The sequence below is a fragment of the Micromonospora sp. NPDC023814 genome, assembly GCF_040639595.1.
Lineage (GTDB): Bacteria > Actinomycetota > Actinomycetes > Mycobacteriales > Micromonosporaceae > Micromonospora.
Genome location: NZ_JBFAAF010000034.1, coordinates 1 through 25629, shown reverse-complemented (window position 1 = coordinate 25629; position 25629 = coordinate 1). Strand labels below are relative to the sequence as shown.

General features: G+C 72.4%; 21 protein-coding genes and 1 pseudogene. 14 read left to right on the top strand and 8 right to left on the bottom strand.

The annotated features are described in order from the left end of the window. The first annotated feature begins 46 nt into the window (after positions 1-46). Positions 47-1393, top strand: coding sequence for a UDP-N-acetylmuramoyl-L-alanine--D-glutamate ligase (murD, locus tag AB0G14_RS19615; RefSeq protein ID WP_357699258.1), 1347 nt, complete (start codon positions 47-49; stop codon positions 1391-1393). A 108-nt stretch (positions 1394-1501) separates the two neighbouring features. Here the strand turns inward: murD and AB0G14_RS19610 are convergent, their stop codons facing one another. The 4 genes from AB0G14_RS19610 to AB0G14_RS19595 all read right to left on the bottom strand — a co-directional run bounded on the left by AB0G14_RS19610 (position 1502) and on the right by AB0G14_RS19595 (position 5027). Then, complete coding sequence (locus tag AB0G14_RS19610) at positions 1502-2731, bottom strand: RNA polymerase sigma factor (RefSeq protein ID WP_357699256.1); 1230 nt, start codon at positions 2729-2731, stop codon at positions 1502-1504. Between the two features lie 41 nt (positions 2732-2772). Further along, positions 2773-3144: a YciI family protein gene (locus tag AB0G14_RS19605; RefSeq protein WP_357699254.1), complete on the bottom strand. Its 372-nt coding sequence runs from the start codon at positions 3142-3144 to the stop codon at positions 2773-2775. Positions 3145-3184: 40 nt separating this feature from the next. Then, entirely contained in the window at positions 3185-3832 is a 648-nt protein-coding gene (locus AB0G14_RS19600) for a DUF998 domain-containing protein (RefSeq protein ID WP_357699252.1), read from the bottom strand. A gap of 214 nt (positions 3833-4046) precedes the next feature. Continuing rightward, positions 4047-5027, bottom strand: coding sequence for a hypothetical protein (locus AB0G14_RS19595; protein ID WP_357699250.1), 981 nt, complete (start codon positions 5025-5027; stop codon positions 4047-4049). 271 nt (positions 5028-5298) lie between these two features. Here AB0G14_RS19595 and AB0G14_RS19590 point away from each other — a divergent pair, with 271 nt between their 5' ends. Together AB0G14_RS19590 and AB0G14_RS19585 are read left to right on the top strand one after the other, a co-directional pair. Beyond that, complete coding sequence (locus AB0G14_RS19590) at positions 5299-6606, top strand: aspartate aminotransferase family protein (RefSeq protein WP_357699248.1); 1308 nt, start codon at positions 5299-5301, stop codon at positions 6604-6606. Between the two features lie 23 nt (positions 6607-6629). Next, positions 6630-8144 carry a CoA-acylating methylmalonate-semialdehyde dehydrogenase gene (locus AB0G14_RS19585; protein ID WP_357699337.1) on the top strand — a complete coding sequence of 505 codons (1515 nt, stop codon included), beginning with the start codon at positions 6630-6632 and terminating at the stop codon, positions 8142-8144. Here AB0G14_RS19585 and AB0G14_RS19580 read toward each other — a convergent pair. Continuing rightward, a complete protein-coding gene (locus AB0G14_RS19580; protein WP_357699246.1) occupies positions 8116-9597 on the bottom strand; it encodes an acyltransferase in 1482 nt (493 codons plus the stop codon). The genes AB0G14_RS19585 and AB0G14_RS19580 overlap by 29 nt on opposite strands. Positions 9598-9792: 195 nt before the next feature. Here AB0G14_RS19580 and ngcE (AB0G14_RS19575) point away from each other — a divergent pair, with 195 nt between their 5' ends. The 3 genes from ngcE (AB0G14_RS19575) (at position 9793) to AB0G14_RS19565 (ending at position 13091) form a co-directional block, all read left to right on the top strand. Further along, positions 9793-11208 carry an N-acetylglucosamine/diacetylchitobiose ABC transporter substrate-binding protein gene (gene ngcE, locus AB0G14_RS19575; protein WP_357699244.1) on the top strand — a complete coding sequence of 472 codons (1416 nt, stop codon included), beginning with the start codon at positions 9793-9795 and terminating at the stop codon, positions 11206-11208. A 69-nt stretch (positions 11209-11277) separates the two neighbouring features. Then, complete coding sequence (locus AB0G14_RS19570; RefSeq protein ID WP_357699242.1) at positions 11278-12186, top strand: sugar ABC transporter permease; 909 nt, start codon at positions 11278-11280, stop codon at positions 12184-12186. Next, positions 12183-13091, top strand: coding sequence for a carbohydrate ABC transporter permease (locus AB0G14_RS19565; RefSeq protein ID WP_357699240.1), 909 nt, complete (start codon positions 12183-12185; stop codon positions 13089-13091). The genes AB0G14_RS19570 and AB0G14_RS19565 overlap by 4 nt, the downstream gene beginning before the upstream one ends. Before the next feature lie 415 nt (positions 13092-13506). On the opposite strand, the gene AB0G14_RS19560 is transcribed toward AB0G14_RS19565, so the two are convergent. Then, positions 13507-14496 (bottom strand): BadF/BadG/BcrA/BcrD ATPase family protein, encoded by a 990-nt coding sequence (locus AB0G14_RS19560; RefSeq protein WP_357699238.1) that lies wholly within the window; start codon positions 14494-14496, stop codon positions 13507-13509. A gap of 191 nt (positions 14497-14687) precedes the next feature. Here AB0G14_RS19560 and AB0G14_RS19555 point away from each other — a divergent pair, with 191 nt between their 5' ends. From AB0G14_RS19555 to AB0G14_RS19535, 5 genes are read left to right on the top strand one after another with little or no spacing between them, the layout of a single operon-like run. Continuing rightward, the gene (locus AB0G14_RS19555) at positions 14688-15650 is read left to right on the top strand and encodes a MurR/RpiR family transcriptional regulator (protein ID WP_357699236.1); all 963 of its coding nucleotides are present in this window, start codon (positions 14688-14690) and stop codon (positions 15648-15650) included. Beyond that, positions 15647-16396 (top strand): SIS domain-containing protein, encoded by a 750-nt coding sequence (locus tag AB0G14_RS19550; protein WP_357699234.1) that lies wholly within the window; start codon positions 15647-15649, stop codon positions 16394-16396. The genes AB0G14_RS19555 and AB0G14_RS19550 overlap by 4 nt, the downstream gene beginning before the upstream one ends. A gap of 26 nt (positions 16397-16422) precedes the next feature. Continuing rightward, positions 16423-17859 carry an N-acetylglucosamine/diacetylchitobiose ABC transporter substrate-binding protein gene (ngcE, locus tag AB0G14_RS19545; RefSeq protein ID WP_357699232.1) on the top strand — a complete coding sequence of 479 codons (1437 nt, stop codon included), beginning with the start codon at positions 16423-16425 and terminating at the stop codon, positions 17857-17859. Positions 17860-17879: 20 nt separating this feature from the next. Beyond that, positions 17880-18788, top strand: coding sequence for a sugar ABC transporter permease (locus AB0G14_RS19540; protein ID WP_357699230.1), 909 nt, complete (start codon positions 17880-17882; stop codon positions 18786-18788). Beyond that, a complete protein-coding gene (locus AB0G14_RS19535; RefSeq protein ID WP_357699228.1) occupies positions 18788-19717 on the top strand; it encodes a carbohydrate ABC transporter permease in 930 nt (309 codons plus the stop codon). Before AB0G14_RS19540 ends, AB0G14_RS19535 begins: the two co-directional genes overlap by 1 nt. A 63-nt stretch (positions 19718-19780) precedes the next feature. Here the strand turns inward: AB0G14_RS19535 and AB0G14_RS19530 are convergent, their stop codons facing one another. Continuing rightward, on the bottom strand, positions 19781-21511 hold the full coding sequence (locus AB0G14_RS19530; protein ID WP_357699226.1) for an ABC transporter ATP-binding protein: 1731 nt from the start codon (positions 21509-21511) through the stop codon (positions 19781-19783). After that, positions 21508-23196 (bottom strand): ABC transporter ATP-binding protein, encoded by a 1689-nt coding sequence (locus AB0G14_RS19525; RefSeq protein ID WP_357699335.1) that lies wholly within the window; start codon positions 23194-23196, stop codon positions 21508-21510. Before AB0G14_RS19525 ends, AB0G14_RS19530 begins: the two co-directional genes overlap by 4 nt. A gap of 163 nt (positions 23197-23359) precedes the next feature. Between AB0G14_RS19525 and AB0G14_RS19520 the strand changes: the two genes are divergently transcribed. The 3 genes and pseudogenes from AB0G14_RS19520 to AB0G14_RS19510 all read left to right on the top strand — a co-directional run. Then, positions 23360-23842 carry a hypothetical protein gene (locus AB0G14_RS19520; RefSeq protein WP_350686732.1) on the top strand — a complete coding sequence of 161 codons (483 nt, stop codon included), beginning with the start codon at positions 23360-23362 and terminating at the stop codon, positions 23840-23842. Between the two features lie 75 nt (positions 23843-23917). Continuing rightward, on the top strand, positions 23918-25138 hold the full coding sequence (locus AB0G14_RS19515; RefSeq protein WP_357699223.1) for an MFS transporter: 1221 nt from the start codon (positions 23918-23920) through the stop codon (positions 25136-25138). Between the two features lie 60 nt (positions 25139-25198). Further along, positions 25199-25629: pseudogene (locus AB0G14_RS19510) on the top strand (bifunctional 3'-5' exonuclease/DNA polymerase); the annotation flags it as partial.

Here is a 25629-nt window from a genome sequence, read left to right as displayed (position 1 = left end):
ACCCCGCCCCTGCCACGACCCGCCGACACCCCCTGAGGAGAGCCCCGTGCGCCTGTCTGACCTGCGCGGACGTACCGTCGCCGTCTGGGGCGCCGGCCGGGAGGGCCGGGCCGCCGTGACCGCGATCGCCGCGCACGGCCCGGCTGACCTGGTCGCCGTCGACGACAGCGCCAACTTCCTCAGCCTGCCCTGGGAGGGGTCGCTGGCCGAGGCGGCGCCGCTGGTCACCGGCGAGGACGGCTTCGCCCGGCTGGCCGCCGCCGAGGTGGTGGTCCGCTCGCCCGGCGTGCCGCAGACCCACCCGTGGCTGGTGGAACTGCGCCGGCGTGGTGTGACTGTCACCCAGGGCACGGCCCTGTGGATGGCCGACCACGCCGAGCGCACGGTCGGCGTCACCGGCAGCAAGGGCAAGAGCACCACCTCCAGCCTGATCAGCCACCTGCTCGCCGCCGTGGACCGGCCGAACGTCTTCGGCGGGAACATCGGCGTGCCGACGCTGGACCTGCCGGAGGCGGATCTGTACGTGCTGGAGCTCTCCAGCTATCAGTGCAGCGACCTGACCGACTCGCCGCGGGTGGCGGTGGTCACCGCCCTCTTCCCCGAGCACCTCGACGCGCACGGCGGCGAGGCCGAGTACTACCGGGACAAGCTCAACCTCCTCGCGCACGGGCCGCGCACCGTGGTGGTCAACGGCGCCGACCCGCGACTCGCCCTCGAACTGGGCGACCGGGCGGCCGTGCGCGCCGGCCTGCCCGACACCGCCCACGTGGCCGGCGGCCCCGACGGCACGCCCTGGTTCCACCTCGGCGACCGGCCGCTGTTCCCGCGTGCGGTGCTGCCGCTGGTCGGCCGGCACAACGAGGGCAACCTCTGCGTCGCCCTCGCGGTGCTCGACGCGCTCGGCGTCGACGTGGTGGCCCGCAGGGACACCCTGGCGGTGGCGGTGGCGGGGTTCCAGGGGCTGGCCCACCGGCTCACCGAGATCGTCGACCCGTCCGGTCTCACGTTCGTCGACGACACCCTCGCCACCAGCCCGTACGCGGCGATGCACGCGATCGACGCGTACGAGGGGCGGCCGTTGACGGTGATCGTCGGCGGCACCGACCGGGGGCTGGACTACACGCCGCTGCGCGAGCACCTCGCGGAGCGCGAGATCACCGTGATCGGCATCCCGGACAGCGGCGCCCGGATCGTCGAGGCGCTCGCCGGGCTGCCGAAGGTACGCGCCGAGGTGGTCGACGACCTCGTGGACGCGGTTCGGCTGGCCCGCAGGCTGACCCCGGCCGACGGGGTGGTGCTGCTCTCCCCGGCCGCGCCCAGCTACGGGCGGTTCCGCAACTTCGAGCACCGCTCCGAGGTCTTCGCCCAGGCCGTCCGGGACACCGCCGGCTGACGCCGGCTCGGCCGGCAGGGCGGCGTAGTTGACACAGCTATGCGCTGGTCCGGCCCTGGCTGCCGGTACTGCCGGGCGCCTCGACACCGACAGCACAAGACCCGACGCTCATTCGAGCGCGGCCGCCCGGGCCTCGAACAGGCCGCGTTCACGGGCGTTCCGGGTCATCCCGGCGGCGCGTTCGAACTCGCGCCGCGCCTCGACGGTGCGGCCCAGTCTGGCCAGCAGGTCGCCGCGGACCGCTGGCACCAGTGGATAGTTCGGCAGCACCAGAGCGTCGACGATCTCCAGTCCACGGGCGGGGCCGTGGACGTTGCCAACCGCGACCGCCCGGTTGAGGTCCACCACCGGTGACGGCGAGACGTGGGCCAGTACCGCGTAGAGCGCCGCGATCCGCTCCCAGTCGGTCTCCTCGGCGCGGGGCGCGCGGGCGTGGCAGGCCGCGATGGACGCCTGCAGGGCGTACGGCCCGAAGGTGTCCCCAGCCCTGGCAAGCGCTGCCAGGCCCCGCCGGATCAGCAGCCGGTCCCAGCGCCGCCGATCCTGATCGTGCAGCAGGATCGGGGTGCCGTCCGGGGCGGTGCGCGCCGGGATTCGTGACGCCTGGAGTTCCATCAGGGCCACCAGCCCGTGCACCTCCGGTTCGCGCGGCGCCAGTGTGGCCAGCAGCCGGCCCAGGCGCAGCGCCTCCTCGCAGAGCGTGGGCCGCATCCAGTCGTCGCCGGCCGTCGCCGCGTACCCTTCGTTGAAAATCAGGTAGACGACCTCGAGCACCGAGGCCAGCCGCTCGACCACCTCGGCTGGCGGCGGCAGCTCGATGGCCACCTGCTTCTCGGTGAGCGTCCGCTTGGCCCGGGTGATGCGTTGGCCGACTGCGGACTCCGGGACCAGGTAGGCCCGCGCGATCTCGTCGGTGGTGAGCCCGCCCAGCAGCCGGAGGGTGAGACCGACCCGGGACTCGGTCGACAGCACTGGGTGGCAGGTGGTGAAGATGAGTCGCAGCAGGTCGTCGCCGATGTAGTCGTCCAGCTCCGCGGCGAGGTCGGGCTCTTCCGCGTCCGGCGTCGCTCGTCCGATCGCTTCCAACTTCTTCTGGTACAGACTCCGCCTGCGCACCAGGTCGATGGCGCGATGCTTGGCGGTGGCCATCAGCCAGGATCCTGGATGGTCCGGAACCCCGGTGACCGGCCACTGTTCGAGGGCGATGACGAACGTGTCCTGCGCCAGCTCCTCGGCGAGCCCGACGTCGTGAACGATGCGGGCGAGGCCGGCGATGATCCGGGCGGATTCGATGCGCCACACCGTCTCGACGACGCGGCGAGGATCGGTAGCTGTCACGGCTACCGATCCTCGCACCCCGCCTGAACGCCGGGGTCTATCTAGGCGGGGCTCCCGAAGTCCTCGGGGCCGAAGACCTTCAGCACGTCGGCCTCCCCCTCCCAGCCCTCCCACAGGTCGCGGTGGAGCTTCAGGAACCGGGAAGCCCACTCCACCGCCTCCTCCTTGGACCGCACCTGGTACAGCGCGTAGCTGATGGTCTCCTTGGCCTCGGCGAACGGGCCGTCGGTGACACTGAGCTTGCCGCCGAAGAGTCCCACCCGGGCGCCGGCGACGCTCGGGGCCAAGCCCGCGGTGTCGAGCAGCGCACCGGCCGCGGTTGCCTCCGCGCCGAGCCGCATGATCGCGTCCATCAGTTCCGCCGGGGGCGGGGTTGCGGGCCGGGCTGCCTTCAGCAGGATCATGTACCGCATGATCGGTCCTCTCGGTCGTTGACTGTCGTCGATGGTGTGGTTAGGCGGCGGTGCGGTAGAAGTGGACGGAAACCGTGGTCAGCCAGGCAAAGACGGTTAGCACTGCCGCGACGAAGGCCAGCGTGGTGGGTCCGTGCGAGCCGCTGGCGATGCCGGCGAATCCGGCCAGGAAGACCACTCCGGTGATACGTGAGAACCAGGCCAGCCGGCGCTGTCCGTCGCGGGTGAACCGGCTGGCCAGGACGAAGCAGGCCACGATGAGGCACAGGAAGCCGACGCCACCGACCATGAAGTGCAGCATGCCGTGCCAGCTGATCGTCGAGGGCTGCGGTGCACCGGCGGGAAAGCCCTGCGCGGGATCCGCGCGGAAGATCCCGGCTCCCACCAGGCTCAGCCCGTAGGCGACGATCAGCAGCGGTCCCCAGGTGCTGCCCCGGCCGGGCGTCAACGCCCGGCGCAGGCCGACCGCAGCGACCACGGTCATCAGGCCGGTGACGATGAAGTTGGTGATCTGGATCCAGCCGAAGTCGCCGTTGGCGAGCAGGCTCCAGGCGTGCCGGATCGGGTCGAAGCCTTCCCGGGTCAGTGCCTGGGCCAGAGCCACGACGCCGTAGATCGGGCCGGCGATGACGCCGTAGCCGAGCAGCGACTTGGTGATCCGGGCCGCCGGGGTGCAGTTCGGGTTCATGGCCTGTCTCCTTGATTCGAGGTCTCTACCTAGGCCTCGAACGGGGCGCCCCGGATCCGACACACGTCTTCAAGATTTTTTCGAGATCCTGTTCCTCGTGATCGGTGTGCCGTTTTGGTGGTGATCACAACCAGAACACACCATCGTGCGGGGGCGGGGCCCCGATGAGCAACTCGACACCGACCCAAGAGTTGGCCGGCGCCGGGGTACGTTCCTACCCGGCGGGCATCAGGGCGGCGTGCAGGGCGCGCATCGACCGGATCGCCGAGCGGATCTCCTGGAGGTAGCGGCCCGGGGTGAGGGTGGGCTCGGGCAGCCCGGCCAGGTCGGGCAGGGCCGGGTCGACGCCGACGGTCTCGATCCCGCAGCCGTACGGCACGGCGAGGGTGCGCAGCGCGTCGCAGTGCTGGAACGGCACGTAGATCGGCGCGGTCACCATGAGCACCGGGTCGCCGGTGCGCAGGTGGACGTGTTCCGCCCAGAACCGTTGGGTGTCGGCGGTGTGCGCCCGTCGTCGCGCGGGATCGCTGGACGGGGCGGCGAGCACCCGGACCGGCGGGCCGCCCGCGGGCCGGTAGGTCCGCGACGACCAGGAGTGGTGCGGATGGTCCCCGTCGTGACCGTCCTCCTCGGCCGGGGCGGCCACCCCGAACTCGCGCCGCACCGCCGCGTCCAGGGCCTCCACCTCGGTGTCGCAGGGCGGGACGCTGGCCGCCGCCAGCCCCGCGCACTCCACCTCGGACAGCGGGCGGAAGCTGCCCAGCACGGCCACCTCGCCGGCGACCCGGGTGCCGGCGCGCAGGAGGTGCGCCGCGTACGCGACCCGGCGCTGGCAGGCGTTCGACAGCCCGCCCAGCACCACCAGGTGGGCGTACTCGGACCGGGCCGGCGGCACCGGGTGGACCAGGCCGAGCGCGGCGGCGGCGCCGAGCACCAGGCCGGCGGTGGCCGGGTCGAAGGCCGGTTCGCGGGCGTCGGGGCGTTCCCGGCCGCCCCGGAAGTCCCAGTGCCGGGCGGAGAACTCGTCGAGGCCGGCCAGCACGGCCGCCAGGTCCCCGCCCGGCCAGTCGCCGCCGAAGTGCCCGACCAGGGTGCGCAGCGGCGCCGAGTCCACCCAGGCCCGTACGCCGGCCGTGATCTCCCCGGCGCCGGTGCCCGCCGCACCGGTGGGCAGCGCCACCTCCCCGATCCGCACCGCCGGATCGTACCGGCGGCCGGGCGCCGGAGCCGGTAGGGACGGCGCGTCATCGTGGAACAGGCTCACCGGGTGCGAAATGAGTCGTGTGAGTCCGCATCGGCCACCGAAAACCGGGTGCCGGCCCGTCCCCGGCGCCGGAAACCGCAGCACCCCAGGTTGACGCGCTGTCAGGCGGGGACCGCCGCTGCGCTACACAGTGACAGTTGTCCCTGCCGTCCGGTGATGAGAGCGTGCGGGTTACCGCCAACGCCGCTGAGAGGGTGCGACGATGACCGCCGACGATCTGCTGGCCCGGCACCGGGCCGTGCTCCCGTCCTGGATGCCGCTCTACTACGACGAGCCGATCGAGCTGGTCTCCGGCTCGGGCCGCCGGGTCACCGATGCCCGGGGGCGCACCTACCTGGACTTCTTCGGCGGCGTGCTCACCTCGATGGTCGGTTACGACATCCCGGAGATCCGGGAGGCGGTCGAGCGGCAGATCCGCACCGGCATCGTGCACAGCTCCACGCTCTACCTCATCCGACAGCAGGTCGAGCTGGCCGAGAAGGTTGCGCGGCTCTCCGGCATCCCGGACGCGCGGGTGTTCTTCGCCAACTCCGGCACCGAGGCGAACGAGGCGGCGCTGCTGTTCGCCACCAACCACCGCCGCTCGGCGCAGATCCTCGCGGTGCGCAACAGCTACCACGGCCGGTCGTACGCGACGATGGGCGTGACCGGCAACCGCGGCTGGTCGGCCAGCGCGCTCAACCCGCTCCAGGTGGCCTGGCTGCACTCGGGGGAGCGGCTGCGCGGCCTGCTCGCCCGGCTCGACGAGACGCAGCGCGTCGACGCGGCGGTGGAGGACCTGCGTGAGGTGCTCGCCACCCAGACCGCCGGCGACGTGGCCTGCCTGATCGCCGAGCCGATCCAGGGCGTCGGCGGCTTCGTGCACCCGCCGGACGGGCTCTTCGCCGCCTGGAAGAAGGTGCTCGACGAGCACGGCATCCTGTTCGTCTCCGACGAGGTGCAGACCGGCTGGGGGCGCACCGGCGAGCACTTCTGGGGCTACCAGGCGCACGGCGTCACCCCGGACCTGCTCACCTTCGCCAAGGGCATCGGCAACGGCTTCGCCCTGGCCGGCGTCGTCGGCCGGGCCGAGGTGCTGGAGTCCGTGCCGGCGATCAGCTTCTGCACGTTCGGCGGGAACCCCGTCTCCACCGCCGCCGGCAACGCGGTGCTGGACTACCTGCTCGACCACGATCTGCAGGCCAACGCGGCCCGCACCGGCGCGATCCTCGCCGACGGCCTGCGGGCCGCCGTGGGCGGTCTCGACTGCGTCGCCGAGGTACGCGGCAAGGGGCTGATGCTCGGCGTCGAGTTCGTCCGCCCGGGCACCGCGGAGCCGGACCCGGCGCTGACCGTCCGCGTCCTCGAGGCGTGCCGGGCAGGCGGGCTGCTGGTCGGCAAGGGCGGCCTGTACGGCAACGTGCTGCGGATGGGCCCGCCGCTGACGCTGACCGAGGACGAGGCCCGCGAGGGCCTGGCCGTCATCGTCGACGCCATCCGCTCCTGCACTGCGGCGGAGGTCCAGGCGTGAGCGCGGCGAACGGCGGGCCCGGCATGGACCGGGCGACCACCACGGACCCGGCCACGGTGTCGCACTTCGTCGACGGCAAGCGGTTCGGCGGCACGTCGGCCCGGCACGGGGACGTCTTCGACCCGGCCACCGGCCGGCGTACCGGTCAGGTGGCGCTGGCCTCGGCGGCGGACGTCGCGGTCGCGGTGGAGGCCGCCGAGCGCGCGGCCCGGGCCTGGCGGGACGCGTCGCTGGCCCGGCGGACGGCGGTGCTCTTCGCCTTCCGCGAGCTGGTCAACGCCCGCCGCGACCGGCTTGCGCGGGTGATCACCGCCGAGCACGGCAAGGTGCTCGCGGACGCCGCCGGCGAGGTGCAGCGCGGCCTGGAGGTGATCGAGTACGCCTGCGGCATCCCCTCGGCGCTGCGCGGCGGGTTCAGCGAGAACGTCTCCACGGAGGTCGACTCGTACAGCCTGCGCCAGCCGCTCGGCGTGGTCGCCGTGATCTCCCCGTTCAACTTCCCCGTCATGGTGCCGCTGTGGTTCGTGCCGGTGGCGGTGGCCTGCGGCAACGCGGTGGTGCTCAAGCCGAGCGAGAAGGACCCGAGCGCGGCGCTGCTGCTGGCCGAGTGGTTCGCCGAGGCCGGCCTGCCCGACGGGGTGCTGAACGTGGTCAACGGGGACGCCGAGGCCGTCGACGCGCTGCTGGACCACCCGGGCGTGAAGGCGGTGTCGTTCGTCGGGTCCACCCCGGTCGCCCGGTACGTCCACCAGCGCGGCAGCGCCGCCGGCAAGCGGGTGCAGGCCCTCGGCGGCGCGAAGAACCACATGGTGGTGCTGCCGGACGCCGACCTGGACCTGGCCGCCGACGCGGCGGTCAACGCCGGGTTCGGCTCGGCGGGGGAGCGGTGCATGGCGATCTCGGCGCTGGTCGTGGTGGAGCCGGTCGGCGACGCCCTGGTCGCCCGGATCGCCGAGCGGATGGCCCGGTTGCGCACCGGCGACGGCCGGCGCGGCTGCGACATGGGCCCGCTGGTCACCGCCGCACACGCCGAGAAGGTCCGCTCGTACGTCGCGGCCGGGGTGGCCGCCGGCGCGGTGCCGGTGGTGGACGGCCGCGACGTCGAGCCCGACGGCGACGCCGACGGGTTCTGGCTGGGCCCGACGCTGTTCGACCGGGTCACCCCGGACATGTCGATCTACACCGACGAGATCTTCGGCCCGGTGCTCAGCGTCGTGCGGGTCGGCTCGTACGACGAGGCGGTGGACCTGGTCAACGCCAACCCGTACGGCAACGGCACGGCGATCTTCACCAACGACGGTGGCGCGGCGCGGCGCTACCAGCACGAGGTGGAGGTCGGCATGGTCGGCATCAACGTGCCGATCCCGGTGCCGATGGCGTACTACTCCTTCGGCGGCTGGAAGTCCTCGCTCTTCGGCGACCTGCACGCGCACGGCGAGGACGGGGTGCGCTTCTTCACCCGGGGCAAGGTGGTGACCAGCCGCTGGCTCGACCCGCGCCACGGCGGGGTCAACCTCGGCTTCCCCACCCAGACCTGAGCAGCCGCAGGGCGCCGGCCCCGGCCAGGTAGGCCGCCAGCGCCGAGGCCGGCACCCCCAGCGGCTCGGGGGCCGACTTCGGTGTCTCGGCGTTGACGACCAGGGCGTACACCACGGCGGCGAAACCGGCGGCGGTGACCGCGGCGCGGGCGGTGCCCCGCCACCCCGGACCGGCGGGCTGACCGGCGTCGCGCGGCTGACCGGCGTCGCGCGGCCGGCCGGTCGGCTCGGGGCCCTGGGCGGGCGCCCCGCCGCCGTCGGCCCGCCGGCGGTCCCGGGCGCGGCCGGTCGGGCCGGTGCGGGCCTCGACGGGGCCGAAGACGGCGACCAGGGCGGCCAGCACCACGGTCAGCATCAGCACCCAGGGCACCCGCCAGGCCAGCCAGGCGGCCGAGCCCACGGGCGGGGTCGGCAGTTCCCCGGCCGCGTCCAGCGCGCCGACCAGCAGGATCGCGGCCGTCAGGTGCCAGAGGAAGACGGTGAGCACGACCGCGTTCACCGCGATCACCGCCTGCCAGGGACGGGAGCGGCGCAGCCAGCGTTCCGCCGGGTCGCGCAGCAGCAGGATCAGCCCGAGCTGGGCCGTGGTCAGGGTCAGCAGCGCGAGGCTGGGCGGCGCGGCGTTGTCCAGCCGCTCGCCCGGCACGTTGAGCATGGCGACCGGGTACGGCCCGGCGGTCAGCAGCACCGTCGCGGCCAGCCCGCCCAGCAGCGCCGTTCCGCCGGCCCGCCGCGACAGCGGCAGCCGGTGGGCCCGGACGCCGCGCCGAACGGGCGCGTCGGGGCGTCCGGGCGGCTCGGCGTGGGCGTCGCGCCAGGCGAAGCCGAGCTGGTGGACGGCCAGCCACCCGAAGAGGTAGTTCGGGAGCGCCAGCTCGGCCGGCCCCAGCGCGCGCCCCAGGTCGCCAGCGGCGACCAGGACGGCCAGCGTGAGCGGGACGAGCAGGCCGAAGCGCCGGTGCAGGGCGTACATCGCCGGGGTCAGCGGCACCACCACGAGGTAGGCCGCGAGGAACCACAGCGGGATGGTGGCGAACCACGCGACGGTACGCACCAGCGTCGCCCCGACGCCGGCCAGCGACGCGACGGCGGAGCCGGCGGCGATCACCAGCAGCAGCGCGGTCGTGGGGCGCAGCAGCCGCGCGCCCCGGCCCAGCAGCCAGGAGACGGCGTCGCCGCCGGCCGCCCGGCGGGCCGTCAGCGAGGCCGCGTTGGCGTAGCCGCCGACCAGGAAGAACACCGGCATCACCTGGGCCACCCAGGTCAGTGGGTACGCCCAGGGCAGGTCCGGCAGCGCCGAGCGGGCCGTCGGTCGGCCGGTAGGGTCCTCACCGATGGCGGCGACCGCCCAGTGGCCGAGCACGACCATGACGATCGCGAGCGCCCGGAGCAGATCGACGTAGCGTTCCCGACCGGCCGGCGTGCGCGCGGCGAGTTGCCGCAGACGGCGCATGGCCCCGAGGGTATGTCAGACGCGAACCGACCGGTGGTGATAACGGTTCGGTCTGCGGTCTTGAAGTCCGCCGGTTACTGCCGTAGAAATTCTTCAGCAACAACTGACAAACTGAAGACAACTTCCCCCTGTGCCTCGTGCGGCGGCCGCCTTCCCCCATCCGGCGCCCGCCCGGACCCGATCCGAGGAGAGACCATGAACAGGCGTGACATCCTGCGGCGCAGCGCCGCCGCCGGCCTGCTGGCCACCCCTGCCGCCGGCCTGCTCGCCGGCTGCGCCACCGGCGGTGGCGACGACAAGGGCGACGCCGGCACCTACAAGGGCACCAAGAGCGAGCAGAACCCGCTCGGGGTCAAGGAGGACGCGCCCCTCGAGGTGGTGATCTTCAACGGCGGCTTCGGCGAGGAGTACGCGAAGGCCCACGAGGCCATGTACACCGAGAAGTACCCGAAGGCGAAGATCAACCACTCGGCGACGCAGGAGATCGGCAAGACGCTCCAGCCGCGCTTCGTCGACGGCACCCCGCCCGACGTGGTCAACAACTCCGGCAAGGACCAGATCGACTTCAACGGCCTGGTCTCCCAGAACGCCATCGCCGACCTGGGCGAGCTGCTCGCCGCCCCGAGCCTCGACATCCCCGGCAAGACGGTCAAGGACACGCTGCTGCCGGGCGCCGTCGAGGTCGGCTCGTACGACGGCAAGTTCATGGTGATGAACTACACCTACACCGCCTACGGCATCTGGCACTCCACCAAGCTCTTCGCCGACCGGGGCTGGGAGTACGCCAAGACCTGGGACGAGCACATCGCGCTGTGCAAGAAGATCAAGGCGGCCGGCATCGCGCCGTGGACGTACGCGGGCAAGCACCCCCGTTACATGAGCTGGCCGGTGATCGCCACGGCCATCAAGTTCGGCGGGGCGTCCGTCGCCACGGCGATCGACAACCTGGAGCCCAACGCGTGGAAGTCCGACGCGATGAAGGCCGCGGCGGACGCGTGGCACCAGATCGTCAAGGACGGTTACATCCTTGCCGGCTCGCCGGGCCTCGACCACGTGCAGTCGCAGACCGCGTGGTGCCAGGGCAAGGCCGCCTTCATCTCCTGCGGCTCCTGGCTGGAGAGCGAGCAGAAGAAGGTCACCCCTGAGGGCTTCAACATGACGATCCAGCCGACGCCCAGCCTGGGCAGCGGCGACAAGCTGCCGTTCGAGGCGATTCGCGGCACCGCCGGCGAGCCGTTCATGGTCCCGGCCAAGGCGAAGAACCTCGCCGGCGGCCTGGAGTACTTCCGGGTCATGCTGTCGAAGAAGGGCGCCCAGGACTTCACCAGGAAGGTCTCCAGCCTGACCGTGGTGGCCGGGTCGACCGAAGGCATCGAGCTGCCGTTCGGCCTCAGCACCGTGAGCAAGGCGCTGGAGGCCTCCGGCAGCAACGGCTTCAACTGGGTCTACAACAACTACTACCGGAAGCTGGAGCGTGAGCTCGTCGACGCCGCGTGCGGCGAGTTCTTCAGCGGTCGGATCGGCCCGGCCGAGTTCCTCGACCTGTGCCAGAAGGGCGCCGACTCGATCGCCCAGGACAGCTCGATCAAGAAGTACAAGCGGGCCGCGTGACATCCGGCCGGTGGGGACGGGTTCGCGCCGTCCCCACCGGCCCACGGCTGTGGGAGTAGGTCCTTTCTCGTGAAACATGGCAAGTACCCGCTGATCGTCACGTTCCTGGTGCCACCGCTGCTGCTCTACGGCATCTTCGTGCTCTCGCCGTACCTGCAGGCCTTCCAGATCTCGACCACCGACTGGCTCGGCTACTCGGCCGAGGCCAACTCCGTCGGCCTGGCCAACTTCGAGAGGCTGCTGGACGACGACCGGGTGTGGAGTGCCCTCAAGAACAACGCGTGGCTGCTCGCGGTGGTGCCGGTGGTGACCATCGTGCTCGGCCTCTTCTTCGCCACGATGCTCAGCATGGGCGGTCGCAAGGGCCGGGCGGGGGTGACCGGCGTACGCGGCACGTCCGTGTACCGGATGGTCTACTTCTTCCCGCAGGTGCTCTCCGTGGTCATCATCGCCCTGCTGTGGAAAGAGGTCTACCACCCCAACAGCGGCCTGCTGAACGGTGCCCTCGGTGCCGTCGGCCTGCCCACGCCGGCCTGGCTGGGTGATCCCCGGTTCGCCTTCTGGTGCGTGCTGGCGGTGATGGTCTGGAGCAACGTCGGCTTCTACGTGGTGCTCTTCGGCGCGGCGATGTCGGCGATTCCGCGCGACATCTACGAGGCGGTGATGCTCGACGGGGCGTCGCGGTGGACCACCCTGCGCAAGATCACCATCCCGCTGCTCTGGGACACCGTGCAGGTCGCCTGGATCTACCTCGCGATCGCGGCCCTGGACGGGTTCATCCTGATCCAGCAGATGACCAACGGCGGCCCCAACTTCTCCTCCGACGTCATCGGCCTGCGGATGTACGAGACCGCGTTCGGCAGCGATAGCAAGTTCGGCTATGCCTCGGCGATCGGCGTGGTGCTGTTCTTCCTGACCCTCTCGGTGGCGGCGCTGGCGCTGCGGGCCGCCCGGCGTGATCGGATCGAGTACTCGTGACAACCCTCGACAGGACCGCGCCCGACGGCACGGCCGCAGCGGACCGGCCGGCGCCGCGGGACCGGAAGCTCCGCCGCGACGTCGGCGTCGCCAACATCTTCTCGCACTGGTTCCTGCTGCTCTGGGGCGCGTTGACCGTGCTGCCACTGCTCTGGATGTTCCTCAGCTCGTTCAAGAGCGACGGGGAGATCCTCTCCGACCCGTGGGGGCTGCCCGGTGCGCTGCGGTTCGAGAACTGGGCGCGTGCCTGGACCGAGGCGCACATCGGCCAGTACTTCCTGAACAGCGCGATCGTGGTGACCGGATCGCTCACCCTGACCATGCTGATGGGCGCCACGGCGGCGTACGTCTTCGCCCGTTACGAGTTCCGGGGCCGGCAGTTCCTCTACTACCTGTTCGTCGGCGGGATGATGTTCCCCGTCTTCCTGGCCCTCGTGCCGCTGTTCTTCGTGGTGCGCAACGCCGGTCTCTTCGGCACCTGGACCGGGCTGATGCTGGTGTACGCCGCCTACTCGTTGCCGTTCACCGTCTTCTTCCTCACCGCCTTCTTCCGGACCCTGCCGACCGCGGTCGCGGAGGCGGCGCTCATCGACGGGTGCGGTCACTTCCGGCTCTTCTTCCGGGTGATGCTGCCGATGGCGCGACCGGGACTGATCAGCATCGCGATCTTCAACTTCCTCAGTCACTGGAACCAGTTCATCCTGCCCCAGGTGCTGATGCAGGGCGACGACTCCAAGTGGGTGCTGGCGCAGGGGCTCACCGCACTGGCGGTAAGCCAGGGCTACCAGGGTGACTACAGCGGTCTCTTCGCCGGCCTGACGATCGCCACGCTGCCGGTGCTGGTCGTGTACGTCATCTTCCAGCGGCAGATCCAGTCGGGCCTGACCGCCGGCCAGCTCAAGTAGCCGCGTCCGTTACTGATTACCCGGTCGGGCGGCTGGCGCGGCTCGCTCCGTCGCCCTCCCGCCCCTGACCGACGGGCAGGAGGGCGACGGTCGGGGCGCGCTCGCTGTCGAGCTGCCCCAGCGGTGGGACCACGCGAGGCCGGACGGCTCAAGCTGGGTGGCTCCGACGGGTGGCCGGACGGCTCGGTCCGGTGGCACCGATCGGTGGGCTTCGGGCGACGGTGGTCTCACAGACGGGGCAGCTCGACAGCACGCCTCTCGCCGTCGCCCACCTCACGTCACTTCACGCCCTCTCGCCGCCGCTCACCTCACGTCACCTCACGTCACCTCGTTTCGCGCCACAGCCGCGGCGCGAAGAGGCGGCGGGGCCGGGTCAGGAGGCCGGTCAAGGGTCAGGAGGCCGGGCAGGGGGCGGTCAGGGGGCCGGTGGCACCAGGCGGGCGTGCAGGGCGACCGGATCGGTCACCTCGGGCAGGTCGCGGGCGGCGAGCCACGCCGCCGCGGCCGCGCCGTCGCCGGCCGAGCGCAGCACCGCGTCCGGCCACCGCTGGGCGACCTCGGCCCGGGCCGCCGCCGCCAGCGGGGTGTCGCCGGTCAGCAGCCCGCCGCCGAGCACGATCGGGGAGGCGTCGCCGGCCGGGCGGATCCGGGCGGTGCTCTCCGCCAGGTGGGTGGCGGCCTCGTCGATCAGCCCGCGGGCGACCGGCTCGCCGTCGACGGCGGCGGCGACCACCAGGGGCGCGAGCCGGGCCAGCTCTACCGGGGGCCGTCGGGTCACCGCCTGGATCAGCGCGTCGCCGGTGTCCCGGGGCCGGGGCGCCACCTCGGCGGAGCCCATCAGCTCGGTGAGCACCGCCGTCGCCAACCGCCCCGGGGCCTGCCCCCGGTCCAGGTCGGCCAGCAGCCGGCGGACCGCCTCCCGGCCCAGCCAGAAGCCGGAGCCGGCGTCGCCGAGCAGCCAGCCGTGACCGTCGGCGACCCGGTCCAGCCGCAGTTCGCGGACCTGTGCGGCGATCGCGCCGGTGCCGGCGATGACCACGGTGCCCTCGGGGCTCGCGGTGCCCGAGGCGTACGCGACCAGGGCGTCGCCGTGCACGTCGTACGGGCAGCGCAGGCCGGCGTCGCGCCAGGCCCGGTCGAAGGCGTCCCGGCCGGCGGGGTCGGCGAGCAGCCGGCCGGCCCCGGCCAGGCCGATGGTGCCGGCCCGGACCCGGGTGGGGTCGACGTCGGCGAGCGCCTCCCGCAGGGCGGCCAGGAGTTCGCCGGCGGCCCGCTCGGCGCCGTGGCTGGTGGGGTTGCCGCCGCCGGCCCGGCCGGTGCCGAGTCGGCGCCCGTCCAGGCTCAGGGCGGCCGCCCGGGTGGACGTACCTCCGACGTCGAGACCGACCACGACGGTGTCGGACATCGGCACCCACCTCCTTGATCAACGCCGCGTTCATGCTGGTCGGCCCGGCGTCGGAGGGCAAGGGCCGGGGGTCGTGGCGGGCTGTGCGCCAGGTAACAGTTTGAAAACTTCGACCACGGCCTTGACATGGAGGGGCCTTCAGTAAGAACTTTTACCACTAACGGTAAACAATCTTTTCGGAAAGGCGTCCCATGGTTGATCACGAGGTGGACATCTCCGCGGGGACCGCGGTGGTCGACGCCGACGCGGTCGACCGGCGGGCCGCGCTCGGGATCCCCTCCGACGGTGTGCTGGCGCGGGTCCGGGCCGGCGCGGGCGAGCTGACCGGGGCGCTGCGCCGGGTCGCCGAACACGTGCTCAGCGACCCGGAGGCGGCCGCCCGGGCGACCATCGTCGAGCTGGCCGAGCGCAGCGGCACCTCCCCGGCCACGATCACCCGGTTCTGCCGGGCGATGGGCTTCGACGGCTACGCCGACCTGCGGCTGGGCATCGCCGCCGAGACCGGCCGGGCCCGCTCGGCGGGCTGGACCGTCGACATCGGACGCGAAATCCAGCCGAGTGACCCGCTCTCCCGGGTGCTCGACCAGATCATGGCCGCCGACACCCGCGCCATGCACGACACCGCCGCGTTGCTCGACCTCGCCGAGGTCGAACGCGCCGCCGTCGCCATCGCCGGGGCGTCCCGGGTGAACATCTTCGGCGCCAGCGGCAGCGCCCTCGTCGGCGAGGAGATGCAGTTCAGCCTGCACCGCATCGGCGTGGCGGCCTGGGCCTGGAACGACGTCCACGAGGGCCTCGCCAGCGCGGCCCTGCTGCGCCAGGGCGACGTGGCGCTCGGCATCTCGCACACCGGCCAGACCCGGGAGACCATCGAAATGCTCGCCGAGGCCGGCAGCCGGGGCGCGACCACCGTGGCGCTGACCGGCTTCCCGCGCTCGCCGCTGGCCGAGCTGGCCGACATCGTGCTGCTCACCGCCAGCCAGGCCACCACGTTCCGCCCCGACGCGCTGTCGGCCCGGCACCCGCAGCTGGTCGTGCTCGACCTGCTCTACATCGCCGTCGCCCAGCGCACCCACGACCGCGCCCACGCGGCCTTCCGGCGCACCGCCCAGGCCGTCGACGGGCACAAGGCCGCCAAGGGGGCCACCGCATGATCAGCGCCCAGGGGTACGCCGAGGCGGTCCGTCCGGTGCTCGACCGGCTGGTCGACACCAGCGCCGACGGGATCGGCGCCGCCGCCGACCTGATCGCCACCAGCCTGCGCGCCGGCGGGGTGCTCCAGGCGTTCGGCGCCGGCCACTCCGAGGCGTTCGCCGGGGAACTGGTCGCCCGGGCGGGTGGACTCGTGCCCACCAACCGGCTCGCCATCCACGACCTCGTGCTGCACGGCGACGCCCCGCGCGACCTGCTCGCCGATCCGAAGCTGGAGCGCGACCCCGCCATCGCCCACCAGCTCTACGCACTGGCGGCCCCGCAGCCGCAGGACGTGTTCGTGGTGGCGTCCCAGTCCGGCATCAACGGCTCCGTGGTCGAGCTGGCGACGCTGGTCACCGACCGCGGCCACCCGCTGATCGCGGTCACCTCGGTCGAGCACACCGCCCGGGTCGCCCCACGGCACCCGTCGGGCCGGCGACTCGCCGATCTCGCCGACGTCGTGCTGGACAACGGCGCGCCGTACGGCGACGCACTGCTGCCGCTCGAGGGCGGCGGCGCGGTCTGTGCGGTCTCCTCGGTCACCGCGGCGCTGCTGGCGCAGCTGCTGACCGCCGAGGTCGTACGACGGTTCCACCAGGCCGGTGAGGTACCCCCTATCTACCTCTCCGCCAACGTCCCCGGCGGGGACGAGCACAACCACGCCCTCGAGTCGCGGTACGCCGGGCGTCTCCGGCGGACCGCCTGACCCGAACACCACAAGGAGAGACGACGATGTCGATTACCCCCGACAACCCGGCCGACCTGAGCCGCCGGACCGTGCTGCGCCGGGCCGCCGCAGTGGGCCTGCTCGCCACCCCGGCGGCCGGCCTGCTGAGCGCCTGCGCGACCAGCGGTGGCGACGAGAAGAACGAGCAGGTCGCCGGCGGCACCAAGAGCGCCACCAACCCGCTCGGCGTCCCCGAGGACGCCCCGATCGAGGTGGTCATCTTCAACGGCGGCTACGGCGAGAAGTACGCCACCGACGTGCACCAGCCGCTCTACAAGAAGGCGTTCCCGAAGGCCGAGGTCAAGCACCAGTCGACCCAGGCCGTGTCCACGGTGCTCCAGCCGCGGTTCGCCTCGGGCAACCCGCCGGAGTTCGTGAACAACTCCGGCGAGAAGCTGATGGACTTCGGCGCCCTGGTCGCCGACGGCCAGCTCCAGGACCTCACCGAGCTGTGGGACGCCCCGTCGGTCGACGACCCCAACAAGAAGGTCCGCGACACCGTGGTGCCGGGCACCGTCGAGGCCGGGTCGTTCAACGGCAAGCCGTACGTCCTGTACTACGTCTCCACCGTCTTCGGCATCTGGTACTCCGGCAAGCTGTTCAAGGACAACGGCTGGGCACCGGCGAAGAACTGGGGCGAGTTCACCGCGCTGCTCGACCAGATCAAGGCCAAGGGCATCACGCCGTACGGCTACGCCGGCGCGAACGCGGCCTACTACCAGTGGAACGTGATCCTCACCCACGCGGCGAAGATCGGCGGCACGGACGTGCTGAAGAACATCGACAACCTGGAGGACGGCGCCTGGCAGCAGGACGCGGTCAAGCAGGCCGCCGAGGCGTGGGCCGAGATCGGCGCCAAGTACGTCGACAAGAGCTTCGAGGGGCTCAAGCACACCGACGTGCAGCTGCGGCAGAACCAGTACAAGCTGGCCCTCTACCCCAGCGGCGACTGGCTGGAGGGCGAGCAGAAGAAGGACACCCCGTCCGGCTTCGAGTACCAGCTGATGCCGGTGCCGAGCCTGTCCGCCTCGGACAAGCTGCCGGCGACGGCGCTGCGGGCGACCGCCGGTGAGGGCTACTTCGTCTCGGCCAAGAGCAGGAACCCCAAGGGCGGCCTGGAGTACATGCGCCAGATGCTCTCGGTGGCCGGCGCGAAGGGCTTCACCGAGGTGGTCAAGGCCCCGACGGTGCTGACCGCCGGCTCGGAGGGCTTCGCCTTCCCGCCGGGTGTGGCCAGCTCGCAGGCCGCGCTCAAGGCCGCCGGCCAGGACGTGTTCAACCTGTACTTCGACGGCTGGTACAAGGAGCTCGACACGGAGGCGCGGACGGCCACCAACGAGCTGATGTTCGGCCGGATCAAGGCGGACGCCTTCGTGGAGCGGATCCAGAAGCGCGCCGACGCGATCAAGAAGGACAGCTCCGTCACCAAGTTCAAGCGCTGATCGAACGGAGCGTAGGGGTCATGCGGCACGGCAAGTATCCGTTCGTGATCGGGTTCCTCTTCGTCCCGGTCACGCTGTACGTGGTCTTCGTCATCGCGCCGTACGCGCAGGCGTTCCAGATCTCGATGACCAACTGGCGGGGGCTCTCCGCCCCGCAGTGGGTGGGCTTCGACAACTTCCGGAGGTTGTTCGACGACGACAACTTCTGGAAGGCGGTCCAGCACCACGGCGTACTGCTGCTTGCCCTGCCGCTGATCACCATCGCCATCGCGCTGTTCTTCTCGTTCCTGCTCAACGTGGGCGGCAAGAGCAGTGGCGGGCAGCGCCAGGGGGTCTGGGGGTCGAAGTTCTACCGGGTGGTGTTCTTCTTCCCCCAGGTCCTGGCGGTGGCCATCATCGCGGTGCTGTTCCAGACGGTCTACCGGCCCAACGAGTCCGGCCTGATCAACGGCGTGCTGATGAAGCTCGGCTTCGACCCGGTGCTCTTCCTGGTCCGGCCGAACCTGGCCCTCTGGTCGATCCTCGCGGTGCTGGTCTGGCAGGCGGTCGGCTTCTACGTGGTGCTCTTCTCGGCGGGCATGGCCTCCATCCCCGGCGAGATCTACGAGGCCGCCGAGATCGACGGGGCGAGCCGGGTGACGCTCTTCTTCCGGGTCACCCTGCCGCTGCTCTGGGACACCCTCCAGGTGGCCTGGGTCTACCTGGGCATCGCCGCGTTCGACGCGTTCGCCATCGTCTCCGTGCTCTCGGTGGACGGCGGCGGCCCGGACGGCGCGACCACCGTGCTGGCCATGGAGATCTACCGCAACGCCTTCGTCTACTCGAAGTACGGCTACGCCTCGGCCATGGGCGTGGCGCTGTTCTTCCTCACCATCACGTTCGCGGCGTTGACGCTGCGGCTGACCAAGCGGGAAAGCGTGGAGTACTGATGAACCCGCAGACGAAGCTGCCGCCGACACCGGCGGCGCTACCGCCGAAGACCGTCAAGCCGGGCGCCGCGGGTGGGCGCGGGCGCGGGGACCGACGCTCGGAGGCCCGGCTGTTCGCCGGCCTCGGGCACGTGGCGCTCGCGGTCTGGGCGGTGATCGTGATCGTGCCGATCCTCTGGACCTTCCTCGCCTCGTTCAAGAACACCACGGAGATCTTCAGCAGCCCGTGGACGCTCCCGGCGGAGCTGCGGTTCGAGAACTACGCCCGGGCGTGGAACAAGGCGAACGTCGGCCGCTACTTCCTCAACAGCGTGATCGTGGTGACGTGCAGCACCTTCGGCACCATGCTGTTCGGTTCGATGGCCGCGTACGTGTTGGCGCGCTACAAGTTCTGGGGCAACCGGGCGATCTACTACCTGTTCGTCTCGGGGCTGGCCTTCCCGGTGTTCCTGGCCCTGGTGCCGCTGTTCTTCGTGGTGAAGAACATGGGGCTGCTGGACACCCACACCGGGCTGGTGCTGGTCTACATCGCCTACTCGCTGCCGTTCACGGTCTTCTTCCTGGCCGCGTTCTTCAAGACGCTGCCGGCGTCGGTCGCCGAGGCGGGGATGATCGACGGCTGCTCGCACACCCGGCTGTTCTTCCAGGTGATGCTGCCGATGGCCAAGCCGGGTCTGATCAGCGTGGGGATCTTCAACATCATCGGCCAGTGGGCGCAGTACCAGTTGCCGCTCGTGCTGCTCTCCAACGCCAAGGACAAGTGGGTGCTCACCCAGGGCATCGCGGACATCTCGGTCAACGCCGGCTACGAGGCCGACTGGTCCGGCCTCTTCGCGGCCCTGACCATCGCCATCCTCCCCATGATCGTCGTCTACGCGATCTTCCAACGGCAGATCCAGTCCGGCCTCACCTCCGGCGCGGTGAAGTGACCTGACCCGGGCGGTCGACGCGGTGCCCGCCGACGTCGACCGCCCGGCCGGGCGGGGCCGACGTCAGGAATGCCAGGAGCGCCAGAGGGCGGCGTACGGGCCGCCGGCGCGGATCAGCTCGTCGTGGCTGCCGAGCTCGGTGATCCGGCCGTCCTCCAGCACCGCCACCCGGTCGGCGTCGTGCGCGGTGTTGAGCCGGTGCGCGATGGCGATCACGGTCCGCCCGCCGAGCAGGGCGGCCAGGGCCCGCTCGGTACGCCGTGCCGTGGTCGGGTCGAGGGCGGCGGTCGCCTCGTCGAGGATCAGCGTGTGCGGGTCGGCGAGCACCAGCCGGGCCAGCGCGAGCTGCTGGGCCTCGGCCGCGCCGAGCGGATGCGCGCCGTCGCCGAGGCGGGTGTCGAGGCCGTCGGGCAGCCGGGTGTACCAGTCGGCGCCGACGGTGGCCAGCACCGCGCGCATCCGGTCGTCGGTGGCTTCCGGGGCGGCGAAGGCGAGATTGTCGCGCAGCGTACCGATGAAGACGTGGTGCTCCTGGGTGACCAGTGCGATGCGTCGCCGCCGCTCGGCCGGGTCCAGGTCCGTGACAGGGCAGCCGCCGACGCTGACCTGCCCTTCCCGGGGCGGGTCGATGCCGGCGAGCAGCCGGGCCAGGGTGGACTTCCCGGCCCCCGACGGCCCGACGACCGCCAGCCGCTCGCCGGGGCGCACCGCCAGGTCGATGCCGTGCAGCACATCGGGCCCGTCCCCGTACCCGAACCGGGCGCCGCGCACGACCAGCCGTTCGCCGGCCGGCGCGGCGGCCCGGCCGGGCGACTCCGGTGGCACCTCGCCGACGCCGAGCACCCGGGCGAACGAGGCGAAGCCGCGCTGCGCCTGCTCCGTCCACTGCAGGATCCGGTCCAGCGGGTCGATCGCCTGTTGCAGGTAGAGCGCCGCGGCGACCACCGCGCCGAGCGACACCTCGCCCCGGGTGAGCAGGAAGCCACCGGCCAGCAGCACCGCCGCGACGGGCAGCGGGTAGCTGGCCTCGATCGCGGTGAAGAAGACGGAGCGCAGCGCGAGGGTGGCCCGCCGGGCCGACCACACCCGGGCGATGCGCGCGTCGCCGTGCCCGAGCCGCTCGTCGGCGAGGCGGAACGCCTCGACCGTACGGGCCCCCTCGGCGGTGCTGGTCAGCGTCTCGGTCAGCTCGGCGGCGGCCGCCCCCTCGGCCAGGTAGGCGGGGCTGGCCCGCCGCAGGTACCAGCGGGTCACCCCCACGATCGTCGGCAGCCCGGCCAGGGCGGCCACCCCGAGCACCGGGTGCAGCAGGAAGACCGCCCCGAACAGCAGCGTCAGCTGCACCGAGGCGATGACGATGGTGGGCACCACGTCCCGGACCGTGATGCCGACGGTGGCCACGTCGACCGAGCTGCGGGTGGCCAGCTCCCCGGACCCGGCCCGTTCGACGACGGCGACGGGGAGGTTCAGCGTCCGGTCGACGAACTCCTCGCGCAGCCGGGCCACGGCCCGCTCGCCGAAGCGGTGGCCGGCGTACTGCGCGTAGCGCGACAGCAGCGTCTGCACCAGCACGCAGGCCACGATCGCCAGGGCGAGCCGGTCGACGGTGCCGACGCCCGTCCCGGCGGAAACCCGGTCGACGACGGCGCCGAGCAGCCACGGCGGGGCGAGCCCCGCGACCGTGGCCGCGACGTGCAGCGCCAGCACGGCTGCGACGGCGCGCCGGTCCCGGCTGATCAGCTCCCACGTCGCCCGGCGTACGGCGGCCCGGTCGGCGACCGGCAGCCCGTTCACCGCGGCACCCGCTCGGCGTCGGCGTCGTCGCGCGCCACCAGCCGCCGGTAGCCCGGGTCGGCGTCCAGCAGGTCGGCGTGCCCGCCGGCGCCGACGACCCGCCCCGCGTCCAGGTGTGCGACCCGGTCGGCCCGCCCGAGCAGCAGCGGCGAGGTGGTGAACACGACGGTGGTACGGCCGGCCCGGGCCTCCCGCAGCCGCGCGGCGATGCGGGCCTCGGTGTGCGCGTCCACCGCCGAGGTCGGCTCGACGAGGATCAGCACCTCCGGATCGGCGAGCAGGGCCCGGGCCAGCCGCACCCGTTGCCGCTGACCGCCGGAGAGGGAACGGGCCCGGGTGTCCAGCGGGGTGTCGAGCCCGTGCGGCAGCGCGTCGACCACGTCCTCGGCCGACGCGGCGTGCAGAGCGGCGGCGATCCGCTCGTCGTCGGCGTCGGGGCGGGCCCCGCGCAGCATCTCCCGCAGCGTCCCGGCGAACAGGTACGCGTCGTGCTCGGCGAACAGGATGCGAGTTCGCACCTCGTCGAGTCCGACGCCGGTCAGCGGTGCCCCGCCCCAGGTCACGTCGCCGACGACGTACCGGCCGAGCCGGTCGGCCAGCGCGACGGCGTCGGCCGGATCGGTGGCGGCGACCGCGGTGAGCCGGCCGGCGGGCACGGTCAACCCGCTCGCCGGGTCGTGCAGGTCGGCGGGGCCGTCCGGGGCGGCGGCCCGCACCGGCCGCCGGGCGTCGGGAACCGGTGCCGCGCCGAGGGAGGACGGCAGGGGGCGCGGGCCGCCGACACCGTCCGGCGGCACGGCGAGCAGGGCGATGATCCGACGGGCGGCGACCCGGCCCCGGATCAGCTGGTGGCTGCCCTCGAGCAGGAACCAGACCGGCACGATGAGCGTGGCGACGTAGCCGTAGACGGCGACCAGCTCCCCGACGCTGATCTCGCCGGTCACCGCCATCCGGGCCGCCAGCCACACCACCGCGGCGAGGAAAAGCCCCGGGACGGCGACCGTGGCCGCGTCGATCCAGCTGTTCACCGCCCCCACCCGGTAGCCCTCGGCGAGCAGGTCCCGGGACCGGGCGGCGTACCGGCGGGCGAACAGGCCCCGGCCGCCCACCCCGGCGAGCACCCGCAGCCCGGCCACGATGTCGCCGGAGCGGGTGGTCAGCTCGCCCTGCTGCTGCCGGTAGGCCGACTCCACCCGGTCCAGCCGGCGCAGCAGGGGGGCGACTACCAGGCCGACCGTCGGCACGCCCACCAGCACGCAGAGCGCGAGCAGCGGTGAGATCGACCAGAGCACGACGGCGACGACCACGTACGCGACCACCGCGCCGACGCCGGGTCCGGTGATCGTCAGCACCTGCGCGACCCGGTCGACGTCGGTGCCGCCGACCGTGGCCACCTCGCCCGCCGCGCTGCGGCGGGGCAGCACCGCGCCGACCCGGGACAGGTGGCGCAGCACCACGGCGGCCGACCGGGCCTTCGCGTCCTCCCGGATGAAGGTCATCGTGCGGTGCCGCATGATGCCCAGGTAGGCCAGCGCCGCGCCGGCGACGACGATCGCGGCGACCCACAGGGTCAGGGCCCGGGTGTCGCCGGGACGCAGCCCGTCGTCCACGGCCCGGGAGATCAGGTAGGGCCGGACCGACAGCCCGGTCATCCAGGCCGTGCCGAGCAGTGCGCCCCGCAGCACCCGCCACGGCTGGCAGCGGGCCAGCCACCACAGGTACCGCAGCGGCCCCCTGGTGTCCGGAATTCCTGGGTCGGGATGGGGGATCCGTGGTGGCACCCGCCCACGCTACCGAGCCGGCTGTCGCCGCATCGACCCGTTTCCACCGTCGACGTAGCGTTGACGTGTGACACCGGAGATGGGTCAGTTGGCCGAGATCCGAGCTGCCCGTTGCCGACTCGACGAGCAAGAGTTGGAGCTCATCGACCGCGCCCGCTACCAGGGTGCGACATGGGCGCAGATCGCTGCCGCGCTGGGACTCGGTAGTCGGCAGGCTGCGGAGCAGCGTCGCCAACGTCTGGCGGCAGCCCGGTGGTCCCGGCGGCAGAACCTCGATCTTCACTATTCGCCGCGGATCGCGGCGTTGCGGACCGCGATAGCGGATCTTCATCGCTGGATCGATGTGGATCGAGGTTGGGATAACCGGTTCCGGCGGGCGGCGCTCATACGAAGTACGGCAGAGGCCGCGCTCGATGCCGCTCCGGGCTCGCTCTACGCGCTGGCATCGCATGTCGCCGCCGACCTCGCCGAGGCGGGGTGCCAACGGTTGCCGAGGCCCGTTCGAGCGGTCGCCGCGAGCCTGGAGGCGGGGCTGTCAACGAAAGCTTGACAGCCGCCAGCGGCGTTGCCTTGCTGAGGCTCAAGTAATGAGGATGAGTCACCTCGGCTCAACCTTGGAGGCCTCATGCGCCGCAATGCTGGACTTTTCGTGGCGATATCGCTGCTGTCGGGCTTCGGTGGCAGCGCCATGTCCCTGGTAGCCGGGATCTGGCTCCTTGACCTCACCGGTTCCAGCAGCCTCGCGGCCCTCGCCGGGCTATGCGTGTATGCCCCGGTACTTGCTGGCCCGTGGCTGGGAGGTCTCTTCGACCGGGCGCCGGCGCGACCACTGATCATCGCAGTCAACCTCACGTTGGCCGCCGTCCTGCTGAGTCTGTTCGCGGTGCGGGGACCCGGCGAAACCTGGCTGATCTTCGCCGTCCTGTGCGCCTACGGGCTCGGCCACGTGGTGATTGAGGCGGGCGAGACCGCGCTGCTGCCGTCATCGCTGTCACCTGCGGAACTCGGCCATGTCAACGGCTGGCGTTCGAGTGCTCAGGAAGGCATGAAGCTCGTGGCTCCACTGGCCGGCGCGGGCCTCTACGCATGGCACGGTGGTCACGTGGTGGCCGTCCTCAGCGCGGCCGTGCCCGTCCTGGTCGCCATCCTGTACGCGAGAGTGCGACTGACCCGTACGCCAGCCGACCGTCCGCAGGAGCGGCAGCGCGGCCTCCGCGCAGGGCTCGCCATCCTGTTCGGGCAACCGGTGGTGCGCGTCACCGTCGCACTCGCCGCAGTGTCCATTGCCATGTCCGGCTTCACGACCGCGGCCGTCTACGCGATCGTCATCGGGGTGCTTGGCCTGCCGCCTGCGTTCCTCGGCGTGCTGGCCGGTGCCCAGGGCGCCGGGTCCATCCTCGGCGGACTGATCGTCGGCCCACTCATCGCTCGTCGGGGCCCAGTTGCTGTCGGCATCGCCGGCACGGTGCTGTTCGCAGCCGGCTGCCTGGCACGCTGCCTGCCCTGGTGGCCGGTCACGGTTGCCGCCTCGGTGGTCGCCGGCATCGGCCTGCCCTGGACCCTGGTCGCAGCGGTGACCGCAGTGCAGACGCACACACCGACGGCGTTGCTCGGGCGAGTCGCCGCGACGGCCAACACCGTGATGTTCGGGCCGATCGCTCTGGCGATCCCGCTCGGCTCCGCGGCTGTTCACCTCGGCAGCCGCCCGTCACTCATCGCAGCTGCCGGGATCTGCCTGACTTCTGTCGTAACCATCTTCTACCGCTCACCGATGCGGCGGAGCGTAACCGCGTCCACCAACTGCTTCGGCAGCCAACCCCGCCCACCTGTGCGGTCACAGCAGTAGACGTTGTTGCGGTGGGGTGGGTCGCGGGGAGTGTCGTAGGAACGAGGCAGAATCGCGTTCGTGCTGGTGGCGGTGGTGTCGGATGAGCGGGGCGGGGGAGCCCTGCAACCCCTCGACGCTGCCGGGGCTCCTGTCGGCCCGGTCGAGCCGGCGGCCGACCTGGCCGCCGCGGTGGCCGCGCGCGAGCGGGCCGCCCACCCGCGCTGGGTGTGGGCGTCCGGCGCCACGGTCTACCCTGCGCTGCTGCGCGCCGGGGTGCGGGTGGAGCGCTGCCACGACGTGGAGCTGACCGAGGCCCTGCTGCTCGGGCACGCCGGCCGCTGGGGCGAGCCCCGCGCGCTCGCCGCGGCGTGGGCGCGGCTCACCGGCGCTGCACCGAGCAGTCCCGGGTGCCCAGGCCCCGAAGCGGCTGGCGATGCAGCGCGCGGAGTGGTGGGGGCTGCTCAGCGCCGGCCCGCTGGACCTGCTGGCCCGGGTGTCCCGACCGGCGG